Source organism: Cryobacterium sp. M15 (assembly GCF_002929675.1).
Classification (GTDB): Bacteria; Actinomycetota; Actinomycetes; order Actinomycetales; family Microbacteriaceae; genus Cryobacterium; species Cryobacterium lyxosi.
In genome coordinates this window covers 42,997-64,853 of record NZ_PJJW01000029.1, presented here as the reverse complement: position 1 = coordinate 64,853, position 21,857 = coordinate 42,997, and the positions used below count along the sequence as shown (strand labels likewise).

Here is a 21,857-nt window from a genome sequence, read left to right as displayed (position 1 = left end):
TGCCGTTACATTGAGAGTAGCCAGCCTGCGCCGCTTCCGGGCGTTTGTTCGCCCTAGGCGTGACGGTTGCTATGCGTCGCCCCTCCGCGCAGCAACCGTCACGCCTGTTTTAGTGCTCGCGTGACGGTTGCTGTGCGCCGCCCCTCCGCCCAGCATCCGTGGCCCTCGCCGGCAGGTCATCATTGCACCGCGGAGGTCAGCCTGGCGAGGTTGTCGAGAATGGTGGAGCGCAGCGGCTGTTTGCGCCATTCTTCCAGGGTCAGCTCGCGACTGTTCGAGCGGTTCTCGTCTTCCATGGCACGCAGGTTGCGCACAAATGACCGCCCGCGCACCATGAGCGACACCTCCATGTTCAGGCTGAACGAGCGCTGGTCCATATTGCTCGACCCGACAACGGCGACCTCATCGTCGATGGTGAAATGCTTGGCGTGCAGAATATAGGGCGCCTTGTACATGTAGATGTGCACTCCCGCGGTCAGCAACTCCTCGTAGTAGGAGCGTTGGGCGTGGTAGACGACGGCCTGATCACCGATCTCCGACACGATCAACTCCACGTGAAGACCCCGCTGAACGGCGGTCGTGATGGCGTACATGATCGATTCGTCCGGCACGAAGTACGGGCTCGTGATGATGATGCGATCCTGCGCGTAATAAAGCAGCGCAAGGAACAGTCGCAGGTTGTTCTCGCCCTTGAACCCAGGGCCGCTCGGTACGACCTGGCAGTCGAGCGCATCCGTGACCGGCCGCGGATGCACCGGCTCGATGTCGCGGGTGAGCAGCTCGTTGGTTTCGCTGTACCAGTCGGTGATGAAGATGGCATTGAGCCCCGACACGATCGGGCCCTCCAGGCGGGTCATGAAGTCCTTCCACTGCAAACCGCGACGAATATTGCCTCTCATGTTGTAGCTGCGGTCGATAATGTTCTGCGATCCCATGAACCCGATCAGGCCATCGACGATGAGCAGTTTGCGGTGGTTGCGCAGGTCGGGCCGTTGCCATTTGCCCTTGAACGGTTGCACCGGCAGCATGAGCTCCCACTGGATTCCGGCATCCGTCAATCGTTTCTTGGTTTGGCGAAAACCGGGCTTGCGCATGGACTGGATATGGTCCATGAGCACGCGCACGCTCACACCGCGCTTGTGCGCATTCTCGAGGGCATCGAAGAAGGGGGCGGTGGTGTGGTCGAGCGAGAGAATGTAGAACTCGACGTGCACGTATTTTTGGGCCCGGTCGATGTCGGCGATCATGGTGTCGAAGGCCACTTGATATTCGCCGATCAGGCTCGCTGTATTGTCGCCGACCAGGGGCATCGCTCCGAGGTTGCGGTTGAGCTCGACGACTGATTCCAGCCAGCTCGGCCACGGGTGGTCGTGCTGGACGCGCTCCATGCCCTCGGTGCTGTCCAGGATGAACTGGTTGATCTCTTCCTGCATGGCGAGGCGTTTTCGGGGCAGAACGCGGTAGCCGATCAGCAAAAAAAGCAATACGCCTATGTACGGAATGAAAAAGATGGTCAGCAACCAGGCCATGCCCGACATGGGACGGCGGTTGCGCGGAACCACGATGATGGCCACGACACGAACGGAAAAATCAACGATCAAGGCCAGCAGAACGGTGATGGTCAGGCCGTCGATGCCGAGCATCGGTATTTAGGTGACCGGTTTGTCGAGACCGAGTCGGGCGCGTTCTTCGGCTTCGATTTGGGCGTACACCTTACGTTCGGTGCGATCGGCGCGCAGGATTGAGCGCAGCATCAACCAAAACATCACGGCAAGCGCAATAGTGGGCACGACCGAAAATACCGCGTTACCCCAAAAGTTCTCAATCACGCTCTTACTTTACGCGCAAAGGCTGGGAGGGCAGCTATTTGCCGAGCAGACCGACGATGCCGCTACCTAAGTAGTAGACCCCGACGCCGCCGATGATTACCCAGATGGCGATGCGATTCATGGATGGCGGCTTGCGCCCACCCTTGTCGGGTGTCAACTGATCGTCCGGCAGATAGCTCATTATTTCACCAGGGGGAAGAGGATCGTTTCACGGATGCCGAGGCCGGTCAGCGCCATGAGCATGCGGTCGATGCCCATCCCCATACCCCCGGTTGGCGGCATGCCGTATTCGAGCGCGCGCAGAAATTCTTCGTCGAGGCGCATGGCCTCCGGGTCTCCCCCGGCGGCCAGGCTCGCCTGTTCGATGAAGCGTTCACGCTGCACAACCGGGTCCACCAGTTCGGAGTAGCCGGTCGCCAGTTCAAATCCGCGCACGTAGAGGTCCCACTTCTCGACCACGCCGGCCATAGTGCGGTGCCCGCGCACGAGCGGGCTGGTGTCGATGGGAAAGTCCAAGACGAAGGTCGGGCGCACCAGATCGCCCTTGACGAAGTGCTCCCACAGCTCTTCGACGTACTTGCCGTGAATGGGGTGGTCGATCTCGATGCCTTCGCGTGCGGCGAGCCGGGCCAGGTCGGCGAGGGGCGTTTCGGGCGTGATCATGATGCCGGCTGCTGCCGACAGGCTGTCGTACATGCCGATGCGGTCCCAGTCACCACCGAGGTCGAACAGGGTGCCGTCGGCCCAGGTCACCACGTGCGAACCGGCGATCGCGAACGCGGCATCCTGGATCAGCTTCTGGGTGAGATCGGCGATGGAATTGTAATCGCCGTACGCCTCATACGCTTCGAGCATCGCGAACTCGGGCGAGTGGGTGGAGTCGGCGCCCTCGTTGCGGAAGTTGCGGTTGATCTCGTAGACCCGGTCGATGCCGCCGACGACCGCGCGCTTCAAGAACAGTTCGGGGGCGATCCGCAAAAAAAGTTCGGTGTCGAAGGCGTTGCTGTGCGTTTGGAATGGCCGAGCGGATGCCCCGCCATGCATTGTTTGCAACATCGGGGTCTCGATTTCGATGAACTCAAGGTCGGTGAACGTCTTGCGCAGGCTCGCCACCGCCTTGGATCGGGACAATACGTTGGTGCGGGCCTGTTCCCGGCTGATCAGATCGAGGTAGCGGCTACGCACCCGGGTCTCTTCGCTGAGTTCGGAGTGCAGGTTGGGCAGCGGCAGCAGCGCCTTCGCCGCGACTTGCCAATCGGAGACCATGATCGACAGCTCGCCGCGACGGCTCGAGATTACTTCGCCGCTGACGAACAGGTGATCGCCGAGGTCGACGAGGTCTTTCCAGGCGGCGAGGGATTCATCGCCGACGGCGGCGAGTGAGACCATGGCCTGGATGCGGGTGCCGTCGCCGCTCTGCAGGCTCGCGAAGCAGAGCTTGCCGGTGTTGCGCAGGTGCACGATGCGGCCGGCCAGGCCGACGGTGACACCGGTGGTGGCATCCGCTTCGAGCTGGCCGAATTCAGCGCGCACGGCCGGAATGGTGTGGGTGACCGGAACCGACACCGGGTAGGCGCCGCCGGCCGGGCTCGCGGCGGCCGCGTTCAGGCGGTCGCGTTTGCCGAGGCGCACGGCCTTCTGCTCGTTCATCTCCGCGTCGGAGAAGCCTTCGTCGTTCGAGGCTGGCGTGGGGTTCTGGCTCATGCGGTTCTCCGTTGGTGCTGTTGTTTCACAAAAAAAGCGGATGCTGCGACTCACCCCAGGTTGAGCGACACGTTGTCGATCAACCGGGTCCTGCCGACGCGTGCGGCCACGAGCAACCGCGCCGGCCCGCGATAATCATCGTGCACGGCCAGCAGGGTGTCCGGGTGCACGATCACGAGATAGTCCAGTTTAACCAACGGCTGGGCGGCAATGCGTGCGTGCGCAGCGACGAGGGCAGCGGCGGGGCCGGCCTCTGCCGCTTCCACTGCGGCGGTGAGCGCGGCGAACAGGGCCTGCGCGGCCGTGTGCTGCGCCTCGTCGAGGTAGCGATTACGACTGGACAGTGCCAGCCCGCCCGGCTCCCGCACGGTCTCGACGACCTCGATGGCGCTACGCACGCTGAGCTCGTCGACCAAGCGCTGCACGAGAAAAGCCTGCTGGCCGTCTTTCTGGCCGAAAACTGCGACATCCGGGGTCACGATGCCCAGCAATTTCGCCACAACGGTGAGCATGCCGTCGAAGTGTCCTGGTCGCGCGGCGCCCTCATAGAGTGCGCCGACTGGGCCGGCGGTGACGCGGATGCCGCTCCCCCCGCCCGGAAACATCTCGCGGGCACTCGGCGCGAACACAAACGAGACGTTCTCCGCTCCGAGGGCGGCGAGGTCAGCGTCGAGCGTGCGCGGGTAACTGTCGAGGTCTTCGCCGGCGCCGAACTGCAGCGGGTTGACGAAAATCGACACCACCACGATGCCGCCCAGTGCGTGCGCTCGTCGCACCAGCGCGAGATGGCCGGCGTGCAGGGCGCCCATTGTCGGCACGAGCACGATGCGCGTATCGCCACCGGTCAGCGCAGCGCTGTCGCGGGCCCGCCCCAGACGGTCCTGTAGTTCGGCGATGGTATTCACTACTTGGATGGTGCTCATTCGACCTCCCGGTCGTCGTCAAGCGGACGCTGCCGCTGCTCTATTTCGTCGAACCCGGCGAGGTCCAGCCGTTTTGGGCTCGTGCGCGCAAGAGCGTTTTCCATCGCGGAGCGCAGAAGCGGGCCAAGAATAGCCCCCGGATGTTCCAGACCGATCCCGGCGAGCAGGTGCGTGGCCTGCTCGACGATCGAGGTGGAGAAGGCGGTCGCGATCTGGATGGCTTCGGCGTAGCTGGCCCGGTCGGCCTCGGCGACGATGAGCGGTTCGCCGCCCATCTCCACGGCGAGCGCCTGCCCGATCGGCAGCACCGGGCCGGGGGCGGTCACGGCGAAGTAGCTGTCGGCGAGTCGGGCCAGGTCGAGGCTGGTACCAGTGAACGCCATGGCCGGGTGGATGGCCAACGGAATAGCGCCGGCGGCCTGCGCTGGCGCGAGCACCGTGGTGCCGTAGCGAGCGGAGGTGTGCAGCACCAGCTGCCCGGGCTGCCAGGTATTTGTTACCGCGAGCCCCTTCACGAGGCTATCCAGCTGGGCGTCGGGCACGGCAATAATGACCAGTTCGCTGCGTTCGACGACTTCGGGCACCGTCAGGATCGGCACGAGCGGCAAGATGGCTTCGGCCCGATCACGGCTGGCCTGCGAGATCGCGGAGATGCCGACGATCGCGTGGCCTGCACCCGCGAGCGCGGCGCCGAGAATGGGGCCGACGTGGCCGGCGCCGATGATTCCGACGCCGAGGCGTCCCGGTTTGGAATTCATTCCGCTGCTTTCTGCGTTGGTGGGGTGGTGCGGCTCCAGTGGTGGCTGGTGTCGGCGAGCGCCGATCGGACCGCCCCGGTGGACATCCACTCGAACAGCACGAGGGCTTCATCGACGTCGATGACGCTGAGTGAGGCGGTGACCGGGCCGGCGACCGTATGCAGGGCAGCCGACGCGAGGCGCAGGCGACGACGAATCGCACCCTGGCTGATGCGCACTCCCTGCATTCTGGCCAGGGGCACCAGAATGAGGTCGCGCGAGAGTACGCCGCGCCGGATCAGGGCGACGCTGCCCGAGACCGCCCAGCCGGTGCGCCACCAGGAGAACGGGCGCAGCCACACGGCCCGGGCGGGCGCATTGCTGTAGAAATCGGCCACACCGGCGTCACGCTTGCGGCCGCCGAGCATGCCGTTTTCGATCAGGGCACGATGGGTGTCCGTGTCAAAGCCGGGCAGCGCGAGTTGCAGTACCTTTTCAACGTCGGCCAGGGTCCCGACCGGCAGTAGCGTGGTTCCCGTCACCGCGGTCGAGCTGCGACCGGAGGCCTGCCCGGCTGTGTTGATGTTGATCTGCCACCAGCCGAACCGACGCCAGAGGATGGGCTGCGACACCTCGATAGCGTGGATACGCCCCGGAGGCAGGGTCTGGCTGCTGGTCGAGAGCAGCCCGTAGCCGACCCGCACGCCATCAGGGGTCCCCGCAATGCTGAACCGCAGCGTCTTGGTGATGCGGGAAAAGTAATACCCGACGCTACCGATGAGGCCGGGCAGCACGGCCACGAGCACCCAGCCGCTGCTTCCGGCGATGACGCTGATAATCAGGCTGATGCCGGCCAGCAGAAGGAAGACGGTGAAGCCGCTGAGCACGACCGACCCGATCAGGCGGCGCGGTGGAATACGCACCACCGAGTGCGGTGGAGCGGCATCCGGGTCCAGTTCCGGTGCCCGAAACTCCTGGAATCGCGCGCTCGCGAAGCCGCCGAAGGCGGAATGAGCAGCGGGCACTCCGTCTACGACCGGCGCTTGGTCAACCGGCGCTTGGTCGACCGGCGCAGCGGGCGGGGCGGCAGGCTGTTTGGCCTGCCGCAGGCCGGAGGCGAGATGCAGGATGTCGCGGCGCAGGTCATCCGCGAGTTTCGAGCCGAGGTAGGCGAGCTGCACGTTGCCGTCCTGCCCAGCGACGGTGATTTCGAGCCGGGCAGCGCCAAACAGCCGCGGAATCAGCGGCCGGGTCAGGTTGACGCCCTGCACTCGGTCGAGGCGCGCTTTACGATTACTGCGAAAAACAAGGCCGCTGCGCACTTCAACGATTTCTCCGGTCACGCGAAAGGTATGCGTGCGCCAGGACAGATAGAAGACCACCAGAATCACCAACAGCACGCCAGCGATGATGAGCAAAGCCCACCCGGTTGCTCCGCGCTCGTAAATGGTATCGATCGGATCGCCGCCGTAATTCTCTTCGCCGATGAACAGGTCGATGAGGCGTTCGCGCAGGTTGGCGATAATGAAGCCGATGATGGCCACCATGAAAATGCCGCCGCGCAGCAGCGGTGTCGCCGGGTGGAGGCGGTGCCATTCGCCATCGGTGAGATCGTTGCGCGGCGCGGCGAGGGGCGGCCGTGCGCGAGCAACCGGTTCCTCGTTCACAGCCCCGCCCGGCGGCTCTCCGCCAGTTCCACCAGCCGGTCACGGAGGCTCTCCGCATCGGCCTCGGCCAGGCCGGGAATAGACACGCCGGCACTCGCAGCGGCCGTCACGAACTTGAGGTCTGCCAGACCGAGCCAGCGGGCGACCGGGCCGCGAGTGATGTCGATGAGTTGCATGCGCCCGTAGGGCACCGCCACGAAACGTTGAAAGAGAATACCCCGGCGAAAGAGCAGGTCGTCCGCGCGCAGCAGGTAGCCGATGGAGCGCACCCGGCGCGGCTCGAACACGAGGTTGATGATTGACACGGCGAGGACCACGATTCCGACCCCCATCGCCCAGGTCTGATCGAGCAGCAGCCAAAGCAGGGTTGCTCCGCCGCAGACCACGATGGCGTTGACGATGGTGCCGACGATCTCCACCACCACATACTTCGGAGACACCCGCTTCCATTCGCCGGTCTCGGCCAGTTCGAGCCGATCGGACGATTCAGGTGCCGGTTCAGCCTGCTGCCCGGCGCACGGGTTGGGTTCGCGATCAGGCACGGGTACCTCCCGAGTCGTCGGTGTCGTCGTCGGGGGGGAGGGTGCAGAAGTGTTCGGCCACGAGACCGGCCGTGAGCATGAGGGCCGCGCCAATGGCCGTGCCGACCGCGAGCCACAATGACGTGACGGCGGGAACGACCGATCGGGTGAGAATGTACAGCACGATGCCGAGGGCTGCGCCAAAAAGCAGCGACGCCGAAAGCGAGGTCGCCTTCGACAATACGGCGACCCGCATAGCCCAGAACGGGTCGATGCGGCGCAGCGCCTTACGACGGCTGCCCTGGCGCACCTGCCACGCCAGGCTGACGATCACGACGCCCAGCAGAATCAGAGTCAACGGCAGGGTGACCGGCGGGACCACGATCGGGGCACCGGAGGCCGCGAAGGCGATCTCGACGAGAAAGCCGACGACGAGACCGATGAGTAGAACGGCCAGCAGCCCGGTCGCCTGTGAGCGCTTCATTCCCGTGTTCCGAGAGTCGATGCGAGGGCGGCGGTATCCGGCGCTCGTCGCACCGTGTTGCCGGTTGCGGCCAGCAGGTCGCGCACCACCCCGCGGCCGGGGATGGCGGCTCCGGGATCGACATCGAGCCAGGGTGCGAGTACGAAATCACGTTCCGCCGCGCGTGGGTGCGGCAGGGTCAGACGGTCGTCGTCGATCCTCAGTTCTCCGAACACGATGAGGTCGATATCGAGCGTGCGGTCGCCCCAGCGTTCAGCGCGCACCCGGCCGTGCTCCGCCTCGATGGCGTTGACAGCGTCGAGCAGGGTGTACGGGTCACCGCTGTAGTCGATGGTCAGCACCGCGTTGAGGTACTGCGGAGCGGTCTCGTCCACGCCATCGAGTTTCACCGCAGCGGATTCGTAGACGGGTGAGATGCCAATCAGCGTGGCACCGGCCAGGCCGGCAAGATCGTGCACGGCGTCGGCCAGCGTGGCCGTCCGGTCACCGAGGTTGCTGCCGAGGGCGAGTACGACGCGTTCGCTGCGACCGGTCACGGCCGCGACCGGGTGATCTGCACGGCAACGTCGGTGAACGGAACCGAAATCGGAGCCTGTGGTTTGTGCACCGTGACCTGCACGCGCAGCGCCGGCGGGTGGGCCAGCACGACCTTCGCGATGCGTTCGGCAACGGTCTCGATGAGGTCGACCGGGTTGTGCGCCGCCGCCGCGGTAACCTCCTCCGCGAGGGTGCCGTAGTGGATGGTCTGGGTCACGTCATCATTGGCGGCCGCCTGGAGCAGGTCGAGCCAGACCGTCACGTCGATGACGAAGTCCTGACCGTTTTCTTTCTCAAAATCGTAGACGCCGTGGTGGGCGTTCACCCGCAGGCCGGTGAGGGTGATCGAATCAGTCATAGGTCTATTGTGACGGACGCGACGCGGCGCCCGGCACCTGCCCCGTACCCCGGGGCGTCCGCTGGCGCATGCTGGCGAGCACGTTGAGGGCCGTGCGCGTTGCGGCGACGTCGTGCACGCGCACGGCCCAGGCTCCGGCCTGGGCAGCCAGCACGCTGATCACCGCCGTAGGCAGGTCACGATCCAGCACGGGCGCGTCGACCGGCAGCACACCGGCGAGAAAGCGTTTGCGCGATGCCCCGACCATGACCGGAAAACCCAGTTCGGCGAAGGCGTCGAGCCGGTTGATGAGTTGCCAGTTGTGTTCGGTCGTTTTGGAGAATCCAAGACCGGGGTCGAGCACGATGTTCTCCCGAGCCACTCCGACGGCGGTCAAGGCGTCGACGCGGGCGCGCAGTTCGGTGATGACATCGGTGACGACATCACCGTAGTCGGAACGAGCGTCCATCTGCTGGGCATGAGCGCGCCAGTGCATGGCCACATAGGTCAGGCCGGTGTCGGCGGCGACGGCAGCCATACCGGGGTCCGCGAGCCCGCCCGACACATCGTTGATGATACTCGCACCCGCTTTCGCTGCGGCGAGTGCTGTGGCGGCATTGAGCGTGTCGATGCTCAGGCGCAGCCCTTGGCTGGCGAGCTCCGTGACCACCGGAAGGATTCGGCGCTGCTCGTGTTCCGGCGCCACACGGGTAGCGCCGGGCCGGGTGGACTCGCCGCCCACATCGATCAGGTCGGCGCCCTGGGCGTGGAGCAGCAGCCCGTGCTCGATGGCGGCATCCGTTGACGCCCACTGGCCACCATCGCTGAAGGAGTCGGGGGTGACATTGAGCACCCCCATGATGAGCGTCACCCGCCAGCCGAAATCAGCGCAATTATTTCGGCGCGGGCTGTCGGTTCCATCAGGGTGCCGCGGGAGGCCATGGTCACGGTAGAACTCGCGGCTTGGCGCGAGCCACGGGTGCCGACGCAGCCGTGCACGGCGTCAAGCACGACCAACACGCCAACCGGGTCGAGCCCTTCCTGCAGGGCGTCAGCGATCTCCTCGGTCAGACGTTCCTGCAGCTGTGGCCGGGCGGCGATGGTCTCCACCACGGCGGGCAGCCGTCCAAGGCCGACGACGCGATCCCGTGGTAAGTACGCCACGTGGGCGGTGCCGAGAAACGGCAGCAGGTGGTGTTCACACATCGAGCGGAAGGCGATATCGCGCAGCAGCACGAGTTCGCCGGTACTGCCTTCGACCGGGACGAAGTCCTTCAGCAGGTCTTGCGGATTCTGATCGAGCCCGGCGAAGAACTCGGCATAAGCATCCGCTACGCGTCGTGGCGTGCTCTCCAGCCCGGCCCGCTCGGGGTCCTCACCGATTGCGGCGAGAATCTCCGAGACGGCCACCCGGATGCGCGCCCTGTCCACTGCCACGAGCGCCTAGGCGGTCGCGGGGCGGGGGTTGAGAGCCGGCGCGCGTTTCGGTTTGGCGTGGGGTGCGTCGCCGCTGGAGATGCCGCCGTCAACGGCGTCGCCTTCGATCGGGGCCTTCGGGGCGGGCATTGCGATCGGCGGCACGTCCGAGACGGGGCGCTTGTCGCTGGAGAGCCACTGCGGGCGGGGCGCCAGCTGCTCGACATTGGCGAAGATCTCGGCGAGGGCATTCTGGTCGAGCGTTTCATGCTCGAGCAGGGCTGTAGCGAGCTCGTCCAGGATTACGCGATTCTTGATGAGCACCTCATAGGCCTCGTCGTGAGCGTCTTCGAGCAGTTGGCGCACCTCGCGGTCGACGCTCTCGGCGACCCGCTCCGAGTAGTCGCGTTGGTGACCCATGTCGCGGCCGAGAAAAACCTCGCCCGAGCCCTGACCGAGCTTGAGCGGACCGACGACGCTGCTCATGCCGAACTCGGTCACCATCTTGCGGGCGGTCGCCGTGGCTTTCTCGATGTCGTTGGAGGCACCACTGGTTGGGTCGTGAAAAATGATTTCTTCGGCGACACGGCCGCCCATGGCATAGGCCAACTGGTCGAGCAGTTCGTTACGCGTGACCGAGTAACGGTCTTCGAGCGGCATGACCATCGTGTAGCCGAGGGCCCGGCCGCGCGGAAGAATCGTGATCTTGGTCACCGGGTCCGTAAAGTTCATCGCGGTGGCGACGAGGGCGTGTCCTCCCTCGTGGTACGCGGTGATGAGCTTTTCCTTGTCGCGCATGACACGCGTGCGTCGTTGCGGTCCCGCCATCACCCGATCGACGGCCTCGTCGAGAGCACGATTGTCGATGAGCTGGGCGTTGGACCGGGCAGTGAGCAGCGCGGCTTCGTTGAGCACGTTGGCGAGGTCAGCGCCGGTGAAGCCGGGCGTCTTGCGGGCGAGCACTTCGAGGTTGACGCCTTCTGCCATGGGCTTGCCCTTGGAGTGCACTTCGAGAATGCGCTTGCGGCCGAGCATGTCGGGTGCGTCGACGCCGATCTGGCGGTCGAACCGGCCAGGGCGCAGCAGCGCCGGGTCGAGAATGTCCGGGCGGTTGGTGGCAGCGATAAGAATGACGTTGGCCTTCACGTCGAAGCCGTCCATCTCGACCAGAAGCTGGTTGAGGGTCTGCTCGCGTTCGTCGTGTCCACCGCCCATGCCGGCTCCACGGTGCCGGCCAACTGCGTCGATCTCGTCGATGAAGATGATGGCGGGCGCGTTTTCCTTGGCCTGGCTGAACAGGTCGCGCACCCGGCTGGCACCGACTCCGACGAACATCTCGACGAAGTCCGAGCCGCTGATGGCGTAGAACGGCACGTTGGCCTCGCCGGCCACCGCGCGGGCAAGCAAAGTTTTACCGGTGCCGGGAGGGCCGTAGAGCAGCACGCCCTTCGGAATGCGCGCGCCGACCGCCTGGAACTTGGCTGGCTCCTTGAGGAAGTCTTTGATCTCTTCGAGCTCTTCGATGGCTTCGTCGGCACCGGCGACATCGGCGAACGTGACCTGCGGGCTCTCCTTGGAGACGAGCTTGGCCTTGGACTTGCCAAACTTCATGACCTTGCTGCCACCGCCCTGCATCGAGATCATGAGCCAGAAGAAGGCACCGATGAGCAAGACAGGAAGCAGGAAGCTGAGCACGCCCAAAATCCAGTTGGGCTGCGGCACCTCGTCGGTGAAGCCGTCCTTGGGGTTGGACGCAGTGACAGCGGTGATGATCTCTTCGCCACGCGGGGCGACGTAGTAGAACTGCACCTGGGTACCGAGGTCGCCGCTGGCCTTGGTCAACGTGAGATCGACGCGTTGTTCGCCGTCGACGATGGTGACTTCGGCGACGTTGCCCGATTTGAGGTAGTCGAGGCCCTCTTGCGTGCTGACCTCGCGGAATCCGCTCATGGTGATGAGGCTTGACCCCACCCAGACGGCGATGACGGCGAGCACAATGTAGAGAATCGGGCCGCGTAGTAGCTTCTTGACGTTCATGGTGACCTCAGGCTAGCGCTCGATTACAGGGGAAAGCCGTGTGTTCGCTTTAGGGGAAACTCCGACAGGTGCGCAGGCTGTGATTAGAGCGCAGGCGCGGCGACGGTGGAGTAGACGTGCGGGGCGAGAATACCCACCGAGCGTAGGTTGCGGTACTTCTCGTCGTAGTCGAGTCCGTAGCCGACCACGAACTTGTTCGGAATGTTGAACCCGATGTATTTCACGTCGATATCGACGCGCGCGGCATCCGGCTTGCGCAGTAAGGCGCAGATCTCTATGGATGCCGGACCGCGAGTTTTCAGGTTCGCCAACAACCATGACAGGGTCAGCCCGCTGTCGATGATGTCCTCGACGATGAGCACGTTACGACCGGAGAGGTCGGTGTCGAGGTCCTTGAGAATGCGCACCACGCCGCTGGACTGCGTGCCAGAGCCGTAGGAGCTGACAGCCATCCAGTCCATGGTCACCGGGTGATGCAGTTCGCGAGCCAGATCGGCCATGACCATGACCGCGCCTTTGAGCACTCCGACCAGCAGCAGGTCGGTGCCGGCGTAGTCGACTTCGATCTGGCGTGACATCTCCGCCAAGCGAGCCCGAATCTGCTCCTCGCTGATCAGGATCTCGGTGAGGTCGCCATCAATGTCGCGAGGTTCCATGTGGAAAAAGCATTCCTTTGTCTCAGGTGAGTCCAGGTGCGGAGAAAATCAAAATGCCGTCCTGTCGTATAACTCTAATACCTGGCAGGCTGAGCGCCCCCTGTCCGTGCCAATGCGTCACGAGCGCCGCCACGGCCAAGGTCTGAACTCGATTCAGCCACACCCCGCACATCGCCTCGACTCCGAACCGAATCACTCGCTGCCTGACCGCCGCCGGAACAGAGGCCAGCACGGACGTTGCAATCTTGCCGTTGGCAAAATGTTCCTGCAGCATCGTGCGCGCCAGCTCGTCGAGCGCGTCGGAGTCCTCCCGCAGCGCATCGGCGGTGCGGGCAAGCGCCACCCCGACGCCAGGGCCGAGCTCGTTCTCGAGCAACGGCAGCACCGTCTCGCGCACCCGCACCCGAGCGTAACGCGGGTCGAAATTCTGCGGGTCGCTCCACGGTTCAAGGCCCGCATCGGCGCAGAATTGGCGGGTTTGGGCCCGACGGATGCCGAGCAATGGTCGCAGAATCGGCCCGGTTCGCGCTGCCATGCCGCGCAGGCTGGTCGGTCCGGAACCACGGGAAAGCCCGAGCAGCACGGTTTCAGCCTGATCGTCGAGGGTGTGGCCGAGCAGCACGCTGCTCGCCCCGGAGCGTTCGAGGGCCAGGTCGAAAGCCGCGTACCGTGCGGTGCGGGCGGCCGCCTCCGGGCCCGTTCCTGCACTGTCGACCGTAACGCTCAACACCAGCACCGGGTCGAGGCCCAGCTGTCGGGCGGCCACGGCGGCCCGCTCCGCGACATCCGCTGATCCGGTTTGCAGATTGTGATCGACGATGACCGCTCCGGCACGGATGCCCGCCCGACCGGCTTCAAAGGCAGTCGCGGCAGCGAGCGCGAGCGAATCGGCGCCGCCGCTCAGACCGACCAGAACGAGCCCCTTCGATGGGAGCAGCTCGCGCACGGCCCGGCGAATATCAGCCCGGGCCGGAGTCAGGCGCGGACGGTGGACAGATTCCATCCAGTAACGTTAGCGGCAGACTTTGATCAAGGGAGAAACCAGCCATGGCCGAATATGACGCAGTCATCGAAATCCCTCGCGGGAGCCGCAATAAGTACGAGGTAGACCACGAAACCGGTCGCGTGTACCTCGACCGTGTGCTCTACACGAGCTTCATGTACCCCACCGACTACGGCTACTTCGAGAACACGCTCGGCCTCGACGGCGACCCCGTTGACGTTCTCGTACTGCTCGACTACCCGCTGTTCCCAGGCGTGGGTGTCTCCGTGCGTCCGGTGGGCGTCTTCAACATGACTGATGACGGCGGCTCCGACGCGAAGGTCATCGCCGTTCCGGCCGGTGACCCCCGCTGGGATCACATTCAGGATGTCCTCGACATTCCGGAATTTACCCGCAAGGAAATCGAGCACTTCTTCGAGCACTACAAGGACCTTGAACCCAACAAGTGGGTCAAGACGGAGGGCTGGGGCGACGCTGCCGAAGCCAACCAGATCGTGGTCGACGGCATTGCGAAGCTGGCCGACGAGGGCCACTAACCCTCACCCCCCGATGAAGGCCCCCGGGTTGCCCTGGGGGCCTTTGTTCTGCCTGCGGCCAGGCCGACGGGGCTAATTCAGCAAATTTTTCCGGCGGCTTGTGGCTGTCGCACTGATTCGGGGCCTCCGCGGATCTCCCGAATCGCCCTCGCGCATCGTCCGGCGGTCAGAAACCGGAGCTAGGCGGCGGGGCGGCCAACGTACGGCGCGACGGCCCACGACGACCAGATACTGTACACGCGCACGCGCGTCGAGGGGTTGGGGGCTTCGAGGACCTGGCCGTTACCGACGTAGATCGCCACGTGGTAGTAGTTGCCCGGGTTGCCCCAGAACACCAGGTCGCCCACCTGAACCTGGGCGAAGGAGACGAGATTGCCCTGCTGGGCCATGGTGTTGTACTGGTTCGTGGCTGAGTGGGTGCCGATATAAACGCCGGCGGCTGCATAGGCGGCCTTGGTCAGCCCGGAGCAGTCCCACGCGTCGGGGCCAGAGCCTCCGAAGACGTAGCGGTCACCGAGCTGGTCGCGGGCGAACGCGAGTGCTGCGTCGACGACGCTTGCGTTAGGTACCGCAGCTGGCGCGGCCGATGCAGCGGGCGTCACCGGCGTGGCCGGCGTGAACGGTGTAGCCGGCGTGAACGGTACAGCGGGCGTCACCGGCGTGGTCGACCCGGAAGCAGATCCTGAACCCGCCGCTGCCCCGGCGCCGCGAGCGGGTTGCGCGGGTTGAGCGGGTGCGGCATCCGCTATTGCAGCAGCGGATGCCTGCGCTTGTGCGAACGCTTGAGCCGCAGCGGCCGCGTCTTCGCCGGCGTGAAAGCTGCGCTCGGCCTCTGCCGTGGTGTCTTTGAGCAGGGCGAGTTGTTCGAAGAGCTCACTCGACTTGCGCTGCTGGGAGTCGTAGGCGACCTCGGCCGCGTTCGAACTCGACGTGGCTGTGTCAAACGTGGTCTTGGACTCTTCGGTGAGCCGTTTGCGTTGCTCGGTCGCTGATGCCGCCTGCTCGCCGAGAGACTCAGCCGCATTCTTGTCCTGCACTGCCTCGGTGTAGATCTGCTCGGACTGTTCGCTTAGCTTGCTGGCCGTTCCCAGCTGGCCGAGCAAGTCATCCGCGCTGCTGCCGTTCAAAAACAGGTTGAGTGATAGACCGCTGGCACCTGATTTGGCGAGGTGTGCGGCGATGAGGCCGGCACGCATCTTCGATGTTGCGGCGGTGGCTTCGGCGGCAGCAGCCTGCTCGCTGAGGCTGGTTTCGCGCCGGGTGGCGGCGGCGAGGGCGTCCTGCGTCACACGGTAAGCCTCGGCCGCAATCTGTGCGGTTGTGACAGCCTTCGCGGCCTGGCTCGCCAAACCGTCGAGCAGCTCGCCGAGAGTCGCGATCTCGGCGAGCTTGGTCGACTCGTTCTGCTTGGCCTTCTCAACGTCGTTCCAGCTCGGAAAGTCCGGGACGGCAAAGGCGGCCCCACCGGCGGCGGCAACGGATGCTGTGACAGCCGAGACCGCGCCGATCGCCACGGCGGAAAGAAGTCGTTTTGACTTGGTGCGAACGCGTGCGCGCGTGCTGGCGTTGCTCTGTGCGGAGTTGCCCTGTGCGGAGTTGCCCTGTGCGGTGGTGCTCTCAGCCAAGTGATGCTCCCCGGTCGGCCATGAATGGAACGGGATTGATGCGGTTTCCACCAATCCACACTTCGAAGTGCAGGTGACAGCCGTTGGCTGCTCCGGTGGCGCCGGAACTGGCGATGACCTGCCCGGCCGACACTGACTGTCCAACACTCACGTTGTAGCCCCCATTGCGAATGTGGGCGTAGCCGGTGGAGACGTTGTCGCCGTGGCTGATCTTCACGAAGTTTCCGTATGTGCCGAGGCGACCAGCCCAGGTAACGACGCCAGCATTGGCGGCATAGATTGGTGCTCCGCAGCCGGTGCCGAGGTCGGTGGCGTAGTGAAAGCTTCCGCTGCAGTCACCACCGTTACAGATGACCGCCCGAGGGCCGTAGCCACCGGTGATGCGGCCGCCGGCCGGAACGGCCCAACCGGTCATGCTCACCGAGCCACCGGAACCACCGGATCCACCCGAACCACCGCTACCGGCACGCGCTGCTGCAGCTGCTGCTGCCGCTACCCGTACCGCTTCTTCAGCAGCCGCAACACGGGCCGCTTCAATTCGGGCGCGTTCGGCGACTCCGGCTTCATACCCCGCTGTTGTTGTGGCCTGGGCGTCGCGCATGAATTTCAGCTGCTGTTCGAGTTCGACGCTCTTGGCTTCGGAGTCGGCGAGGGCGTTCGCTGCTGCTTCGGCCGCAGCCTGGGCCGTGGCGAGTGCAGCCTCCGCGGCGACGCGCAGCGTCTCACGTTCGGCTTGAGCGGCCTTGGCCTGGTCACCGAGCGATTGGGCGTTATTGGTGGCCGATTGTGCTGATTCGTAGACATCGGAGCTGCGTTCAACGAGCTTGCTCATGTTGCCGAGTTTTGCCAGCAGCAAGTCAGCATCGGCTCCGTCCCCTTCGCCCTCGAGGAACAGGTTCACGCTGAGATCGGTTCCGCCGGTGCGGTAGAGCTGGGCGGCGAGCTGGCCGGCCTGCTTGGTGGCGGCATCCGCTGTGGCCTTGCTCGCATCGGCCTGTGCCTGGATATCTTTGGCACGGCGGGTGGCGTCGTCGAATTCCTGCTGCGCGACCTCGAGTTCGCTGGCGCTTTTTTCGGCAGCGGCCTGGGTTTCTTGCACCTGCACCTGTAGGCCGGCGATGAGATTCTCAATGGCGGTCACCTGCGCCGTGGCCGTGGCCGTGTTTGCCTTGGCGTTTTGCAGGTCCTGCCAGGAAGGGTAATCGACAGCGCTCGCTGGAGCTATCGGGCTCACCAGGGTGACCAACAGAGTCATGGCGGCCATGATGCTGGTCAATGTCAGGGTGTGCCTGGGCCACCGATTGGTTGCTCGCAAGCGGCGGGTGGGCAGGTCAGTCTCGCGGCCGTCCACGGTTTTCATGCGAATCATTGTTTCCCAACAGGCTTATAGCAGTTGCCACGTGCGCCGAGGCAGACTCTTCAGCGTAACAAGGTGGGCAGGATTCGCCCAGTCTCACCGGCGAATCTAACTCGCGAAATAACCGCTGGCCCGTCCATTTGCGGGCGCGCTGCGAATTGGTGTCGAAAATTAGTTGCCATCCAACCAAATGCTGCGCGTGCCGATTTGGCCTTCGCCCCACAAGACCGTATGCTTACTCTTCGGCAGCCATGAACATTGTGGCTCACGGCCCCATCGTTTAGCGGCCTAGGACGGCGCCCTTTCACGGCGTTAACACGGGTTCGAATCCCGTTGGGGCTACGCAAACTGCACGTGCACGAAGTAGCAAAATAAATAGAATAGTCTTACCAAGTGCCTCGCACACAGATTCACATTTTCACATCGAGGCCCTGTAGCGCAGTTGGTTAGCGCGCCGCCCTGTCACGGCGGAGGTCGCCGGTTCAAGTCCGGTCAGGGTCGCAAAGAAAATAGCCCTTTCGAAAGGAAGGGCTTTTTTCTTAGAAGAGGCGTTTATTGCGCAGCTTCGGGGCCCTGTAGCTCAGTTGGTAGAGCGTTCGACTGAAAATTGAAAGGTCACCGGATCGACGCCGGTCGGGGCCACCAGAATCCTCGTAAGCCTTGTGCTTACGGGGATTTTTTCATTCGTGCGTAAGTTTTCAGTCATCCACCCCGCATAGACCCCGCACTTTCAGATCAGGCCATCGAGTCGCTGTCCCCTCACTTCAGCAGCCCGCTGAACTCCCGCAGCACTTCGCGACGGCGGCGGAGCACCTCCAGCGTCTGCGCTGGCAGGGGCGTAATGCGTGCTGACTTGGTATCTGGGGTTAGGTCAGCGGCTGGCGCGTACTCGTGTGAGCGACGCACAGCACAATAATCATCCGAGGGATTATTTTGCTGATCGAGCGCGCCACCCGGATGGTGACGTGGCCCGAATTTCCTCATGCGAACGCTGGTAGATGAGGTGGTTGAGGCGGTTGTGGAGCAGCCGGCCAACAGGATAGTCGCCAGGACCACCATGGTGGCAACGCTCACTTTTGTGGTGATCTTCATGGTGGGGTGTCGCTTTCTCTGTGAAACATGTGCAGTAATGAAAAATCAGCGCGGTGATCGTCTTAGCCTCGCACCGAGACCAAGCGGAGAAAGTGCACGGGAAGAGAGCGTGTGGGGTAACACGTGAGGCCCTCGCGGGTACCCGGATCAGCCTCCACTCGGGGAGGCTCGGGGAGATTAGGGGTAATGAAACGGCGGACTACTACCGATGGACTCGAGAAAACAAAGCTTGAGGCTGGCTGCGTCGCTCCGAGCAAAATACCGTCCAAGCCAGAGCGGCCCTGCGTCGTCCGGGGCCACGTTCAGCGACCCGATTCAGGTGGTTTTAGGCTAGGAAGGCGCGGTAGGCGGGGTCGTTTGCGCGAAGAACACGCAGAACGTTCTGGGAACCAAGCTTGGTGAGGTCGGCGTCGCTCCAGCCGCGCCGTTCGAGCTCGGCAAACAGGTTGGGGTATTCCGACACGTCGGCGAGGCCGACCGGCATGTCGGGGCAGCCGTCGAAGTCTCCGCCGAGACCGATGTGATCGATGCCGGCCACATTGCGGGCATGCTCAACGTGGTCAGCCACGTGCGCCACGGTAACCTGCGGCTTCTCCCCCACCGAACCATGGTCTTCCCAGTCGCGGTAGTCGGCGGAGAGAAAGGCCGGCACAAAGGTGATCATCTGCACACCATCGTTGGCGGCGAGCTGGGTGAGAATCGCGTCGGGCACGTTGCGCGGGTGCGGATTGAGGGCGAAGCACGAGGAGTGGCTGAACAGAATGGGGAGCGTTGTGGCATCGAGGGCGTCCTGCATGGTGGCAGCGGAGACGTGCGAGAGATCGACCATCATTCCGATGCGGTTCATCTCGGCGATGACGGCCCGGCCTCGATCGTTGAGACCGTTGTGAGTCGCAACATCGACGGCCGCGTCAGCCCAGTCGGTCGTCGAGTTCCAGGTCAGGGTCATGTAGCGCACGCCGAGCCGCGCATACTCTCGAAGCACCGCGAGCGAGTTGTTCATCTGATTGCCGCCCTCGACCCCCAGTAGCGACGCAATCTTTCCGGCGTGTTGTGCGCGTTGAACGTCGTCGGCGGTCACGGCCCGCTCGAAATCGTCAGGATAGGCCGCAATCAGGCGGTCGATGAAATCGATCTGCTCCAGGGTGGCTTGCACGGAATCGGCGCCCGTGAAATCGCTATGCACCCACACCGACCAGAATTGGCCCTGCACCCCGCCGAGGCGCAGCCTGGGGACATCCGTCTGAACTTGACTGCGCTCCGAATCGTATTCGACGTCCAGCCCGGCAACCGAGTACTGGCGATGCTCGCGGCAGGCCCAGGCAAGGTCGTTGTGGCCATCAATAACGGCAAATTTCGGACTTCTTACGGTCATGTGAACTCTTCCCGGCAATCGATGCGTTCAGGCCAGCCTAGGACTTACACCACCGAGCACTTTGTGCGCCCAGGCGGCCCGGCACTGCGGCGCTCAGTTTTGAATTTTTGCCCGCAAAACCGGGGCTGAAGTCCGGCAATTCCGTGCGGCCGGGACACCCGCCGCTGCAACTTCCCCCAAGCAGGGGGTTTTGACCCCAATTGAGGTTACAGCGCCACCGACTGGAATCGGGGTAGTCTCTGCCAGTAAGTTGCTGAGAAAGAATCATCTTCCTACGCCGCGCTCCGCCACCGACAAGTGCCAGCATCGTCACCTTGTCACCATGACCGCCTGTTCCTGTAAACCCGACTGCAGGGAATGAAAAAGTGATTTTCACTTGTAACCCGCCGAACCCCCTCGGCGACCCCTCACTCAACCCTGCACCGGCCACTCCTGGCGCAGCTTCCACGCTCGACTGCAGGAGGAACGACGCATGAGTGAATCAGATTCTCCCGCGTCCTTTGCCGAGTCCCTGCCGCTTGGGCACACCCCGAAACTGCGGCTCGTCGACCAGGCCACGTCGGCGCACGCCGATATCGCCGTCGACACAGCTTCCTCGGGGTTGATCTGGGCGCGACGGTACCGCACCAAGCTTCGACTGACCGACGTCGCCGTCATCGTTTTCGCTGTCGCTGTGGCACTGGTGTTTCGGTTCGGCGTCGATGGCATTCCGGCCGTACCGGGATCGTTCAGCGCCAATTACTGGCTCCTGTCACTACTGATCGTGGCGACCTGGCTCATGACCCTCGAACTTTTTCATACCAGGGATTCCCGCGTCATCGGCGTCGGCGCGAGTGAATACAAGCAGGTCATCAACGCCAGCGCGGTGACCTTCGGCATGCTCGCCATCGTTTTTCTGATCTCCAACATCGACATCGCCCGGCTGTACTTTATTCTGGCGCTCCCCCTCGGCATTATCGTGTTGGTTCTGGAACGGTGGCTGTGGCGCAAATGGCTGCTGCACCAGCGCAAGTTCGGTCACTACCTCTCTCGCGTGATCGTCGTAGGAAACCGCGACGACGTGGAATATGTCGTCAGCCAGATCGACAACAAGTCCGGCGCTGCCTACTACATCGTTGGCGCTGCCCTGGAAGACGGCATCGGGGATGAGATCTCGGCCGGCGAACGCAGGGTGCCGATCGTGTCCGATTTCGAACATGTCGCCGCTGCGGCAGCCGCCATGGGCGTCGACACGGTCATCGTGGCCGGGCAGCCCAGCGGCGGCAGTTCCTACATCCGCAACCTCGGCTGGGACCTCGAGGGAACGTCAGCGGAGCTGGTTCTCTCCAGCCGACTAACGGATGTTGCTGGTCCCCGCATCCACTTTCGCCCGGTAGAAGGCCTCCCGCTGATCCACGTGGAAATTCCTCGATTCGAGGGGGGGCGCCACGCCCTCAAGCGAACCCTGGACATCGTCACGACGTCCTGTGCCCTGGTGTTCCTACTGCCGGTGCTCGCGGTCATTGCCGTGCTTATCAAGCTGGACAGCGCCGGCCCCGTACTATTTCGGCAGGAACGCTGCGGCCGCAACGGACAAACCTTTCGCATGATCAAATTCCGCTCCATGGTACAGACCGCGGAAGACGATCTGGCCGGCCTGCTCGACCAGAATGAAGCTTCCGGGGTGCTGTTCAAGATTCGCAACGACCCCCGGATCACCAAGATCGGTCGTGTGCTGCGCAAGTACTCGCTCGACGAACTGCCCCAGCTGTGGAACATTTTCGTGGGCGAGATGAGCCTGGTCGGACCCCGCCCGCCACTGCCCGAAGAGGTTCAGGTCTACGAAACCCACGTGCATCGCCGCCTGTACATCAAGCCCGGCCTGACCGGCATGTGGCAGGTCAACGGACGGTCGAATCTCAGCTGGGAAGACAGCGTACGACTCGACTTGTATTACGTCGAGAATTGGTCCCTCACCGGCGACCTGATGATCATCTGGCGCACCTTCAAGACCGTCATTCAACCAGTAGGGGCGTATTGAC

General features: G+C 64.0%; 22 protein-coding genes and 3 tRNA genes. 5 read left to right on the top strand and 20 right to left on the bottom strand.

Annotated elements, in window-relative coordinates:
- Positions 1–179: 179 nt before the first annotated feature.
- The 16 genes from cls to tilS form a co-directional block, all read right to left on the bottom strand.
- Positions 180–1,643, bottom strand: coding sequence for a cardiolipin synthase (cls, locus tag CXY83_RS03145; protein ID WP_104195956.1), 1,464 nt, complete (start codon positions 1,641–1,643; stop codon positions 180–182).
- 6 nt (positions 1,644–1,649) lie between these two features.
- A complete protein-coding gene (locus CXY83_RS03140) occupies positions 1,650–1,829 on the bottom strand; it encodes a hypothetical protein (RefSeq protein ID WP_104195955.1) in 180 nt (59 codons plus the stop codon).
- A 34-nt stretch (positions 1,830–1,863) separates the two neighbouring features.
- Positions 1,864–2,010, bottom strand: a complete 147-nt coding sequence (locus CXY83_RS17575; RefSeq protein WP_158251815.1) for a hypothetical protein — start codon at positions 2,008–2,010, stop codon at positions 1,864–1,866.
- A complete protein-coding gene (gene lysS, locus CXY83_RS03135) occupies positions 2,010–3,533 on the bottom strand; it encodes a lysine--tRNA ligase (RefSeq protein WP_104195954.1) in 1,524 nt (507 codons plus the stop codon). The genes CXY83_RS17575 and lysS overlap by 1 nt, the downstream gene beginning before the upstream one ends.
- 50 nt (positions 3,534–3,583) lie before the next feature.
- Positions 3,584–4,456 carry a pantoate--beta-alanine ligase gene (gene panC, locus CXY83_RS03130; protein ID WP_104195953.1) on the bottom strand — a complete coding sequence of 291 codons (873 nt, stop codon included), beginning with the start codon at positions 4,454–4,456 and terminating at the stop codon, positions 3,584–3,586.
- On the bottom strand, positions 4,453–5,214 hold the full coding sequence (locus CXY83_RS03125; RefSeq protein WP_104195952.1) for a Rossmann-like and DUF2520 domain-containing protein: 762 nt from the start codon (positions 5,212–5,214) through the stop codon (positions 4,453–4,455). The genes panC and CXY83_RS03125 overlap by 4 nt, the downstream gene beginning before the upstream one ends.
- Positions 5,211–6,860, bottom strand: a complete 1,650-nt coding sequence (locus CXY83_RS03120; protein ID WP_104195951.1) for a PH domain-containing protein — start codon at positions 6,858–6,860, stop codon at positions 5,211–5,213. The genes CXY83_RS03125 and CXY83_RS03120 overlap by 4 nt, the downstream gene beginning before the upstream one ends.
- Complete coding sequence (locus tag CXY83_RS03115) at positions 6,857–7,402, bottom strand: PH domain-containing protein (RefSeq protein ID WP_104195950.1); 546 nt, start codon at positions 7,400–7,402, stop codon at positions 6,857–6,859. Before CXY83_RS03115 ends, CXY83_RS03120 begins: the two co-directional genes overlap by 4 nt.
- Complete coding sequence (locus tag CXY83_RS03110) at positions 7,395–7,865, bottom strand: DUF3180 domain-containing protein (protein ID WP_104195949.1); 471 nt, start codon at positions 7,863–7,865, stop codon at positions 7,395–7,397. The genes CXY83_RS03115 and CXY83_RS03110 overlap by 8 nt, the downstream gene beginning before the upstream one ends.
- Entirely contained in the window at positions 7,862–8,401 is a 540-nt protein-coding gene (folK, locus tag CXY83_RS03105; RefSeq protein WP_104195948.1) for a 2-amino-4-hydroxy-6-hydroxymethyldihydropteridine diphosphokinase, read from the bottom strand. The genes CXY83_RS03110 and folK overlap by 4 nt, the downstream gene beginning before the upstream one ends.
- The gene (folB, locus tag CXY83_RS03100) at positions 8,398–8,760 is read right to left on the bottom strand and encodes a dihydroneopterin aldolase (protein WP_104195947.1); all 363 of its coding nucleotides are present in this window, start codon (positions 8,758–8,760) and stop codon (positions 8,398–8,400) included. Before folB ends, folK begins: the two co-directional genes overlap by 4 nt.
- A 4-nt stretch (positions 8,761–8,764) precedes the next feature.
- Positions 8,765–9,610: a dihydropteroate synthase gene (gene folP, locus CXY83_RS03095; RefSeq protein ID WP_104195946.1), complete on the bottom strand. Its 846-nt coding sequence runs from the start codon at positions 9,608–9,610 to the stop codon at positions 8,765–8,767.
- Positions 9,607–10,176: a GTP cyclohydrolase I FolE gene (gene folE / locus CXY83_RS03090; protein WP_104195945.1), complete on the bottom strand. Its 570-nt coding sequence runs from the start codon at positions 10,174–10,176 to the stop codon at positions 9,607–9,609. Before folE ends, folP begins: the two co-directional genes overlap by 4 nt.
- 6 nt (positions 10,177–10,182) lie before the next feature.
- Positions 10,183–12,192, bottom strand: coding sequence for an ATP-dependent zinc metalloprotease FtsH (gene ftsH / locus CXY83_RS03085; RefSeq protein WP_104195944.1), 2,010 nt, complete (start codon positions 12,190–12,192; stop codon positions 10,183–10,185).
- 83 nt (positions 12,193–12,275) lie between these two features.
- The gene (hpt, locus tag CXY83_RS03080) at positions 12,276–12,848 is read right to left on the bottom strand and encodes a hypoxanthine phosphoribosyltransferase (RefSeq protein WP_104195943.1); all 573 of its coding nucleotides are present in this window, start codon (positions 12,846–12,848) and stop codon (positions 12,276–12,278) included.
- A gap of 22 nt (positions 12,849–12,870) precedes the next feature.
- The gene (gene tilS, locus CXY83_RS03075) at positions 12,871–13,851 is read right to left on the bottom strand and encodes a tRNA lysidine(34) synthetase TilS (protein WP_104195942.1); all 981 of its coding nucleotides are present in this window, start codon (positions 13,849–13,851) and stop codon (positions 12,871–12,873) included.
- A gap of 44 nt (positions 13,852–13,895) precedes the next feature.
- On the opposite strand from tilS, the gene CXY83_RS03070 reads away from it, so the two are divergent.
- Positions 13,896–14,387: an inorganic diphosphatase gene (locus CXY83_RS03070; RefSeq protein ID WP_104195941.1), complete on the top strand. Its 492-nt coding sequence runs from the start codon at positions 13,896–13,898 to the stop codon at positions 14,385–14,387.
- A 179-nt stretch (positions 14,388–14,566) separates the two neighbouring features.
- On the opposite strand, the gene CXY83_RS03065 is transcribed toward CXY83_RS03070, so the two are convergent.
- A complete protein-coding gene (locus tag CXY83_RS03065; RefSeq protein WP_104195940.1) occupies positions 14,567–16,012 on the bottom strand; it encodes an NlpC/P60 family protein in 1,446 nt (481 codons plus the stop codon).
- Complete coding sequence (locus CXY83_RS03060; RefSeq protein WP_233200541.1) at positions 16,005–17,372, bottom strand: M23 family metallopeptidase; 1,368 nt, start codon at positions 17,370–17,372, stop codon at positions 16,005–16,007. Before CXY83_RS03060 ends, CXY83_RS03065 begins: the two co-directional genes overlap by 8 nt.
- A 266-nt stretch (positions 17,373–17,638) precedes the next feature.
- On the opposite strand from CXY83_RS03060, the gene CXY83_RS03055 reads away from it, so the two are divergent.
- The 3 genes from CXY83_RS03055 (at position 17,639) to CXY83_RS03045 (ending at position 18,014) form a co-directional block, all read left to right on the top strand.
- Positions 17,639–17,711, top strand: a tRNA-Glu gene (locus tag CXY83_RS03055).
- A gap of 85 nt (positions 17,712–17,796) precedes the next feature.
- A tRNA-Asp gene (locus CXY83_RS03050) sits at positions 17,797–17,870 on the top strand.
- Between the two features lie 68 nt (positions 17,871–17,938).
- Positions 17,939–18,014, top strand: a tRNA-Phe gene (locus CXY83_RS03045).
- Positions 18,015–18,128: 114 nt separating this feature from the next.
- Here CXY83_RS03045 and CXY83_RS03040 read toward each other — a convergent pair.
- Both CXY83_RS03040 and CXY83_RS03035 read right to left on the bottom strand, forming a co-directional pair.
- Positions 18,129–18,461: a hypothetical protein gene (locus tag CXY83_RS03040; protein ID WP_104195939.1), complete on the bottom strand. Its 333-nt coding sequence runs from the start codon at positions 18,459–18,461 to the stop codon at positions 18,129–18,131.
- 325 nt (positions 18,462–18,786) lie between these two features.
- A complete protein-coding gene (locus tag CXY83_RS03035; protein ID WP_104195938.1) occupies positions 18,787–19,836 on the bottom strand; it encodes a dipeptidase in 1,050 nt (349 codons plus the stop codon).
- A 472-nt stretch (positions 19,837–20,308) separates the two neighbouring features.
- Between CXY83_RS03035 and CXY83_RS03030 the strand changes: the two genes are divergently transcribed.
- On the top strand, positions 20,309–21,856 hold the full coding sequence (locus CXY83_RS03030; protein WP_104195937.1) for a sugar transferase: 1,548 nt from the start codon (positions 20,309–20,311) through the stop codon (positions 21,854–21,856).
- The last annotated feature ends 1 nt before the right edge of the window (position 21,857 follow it).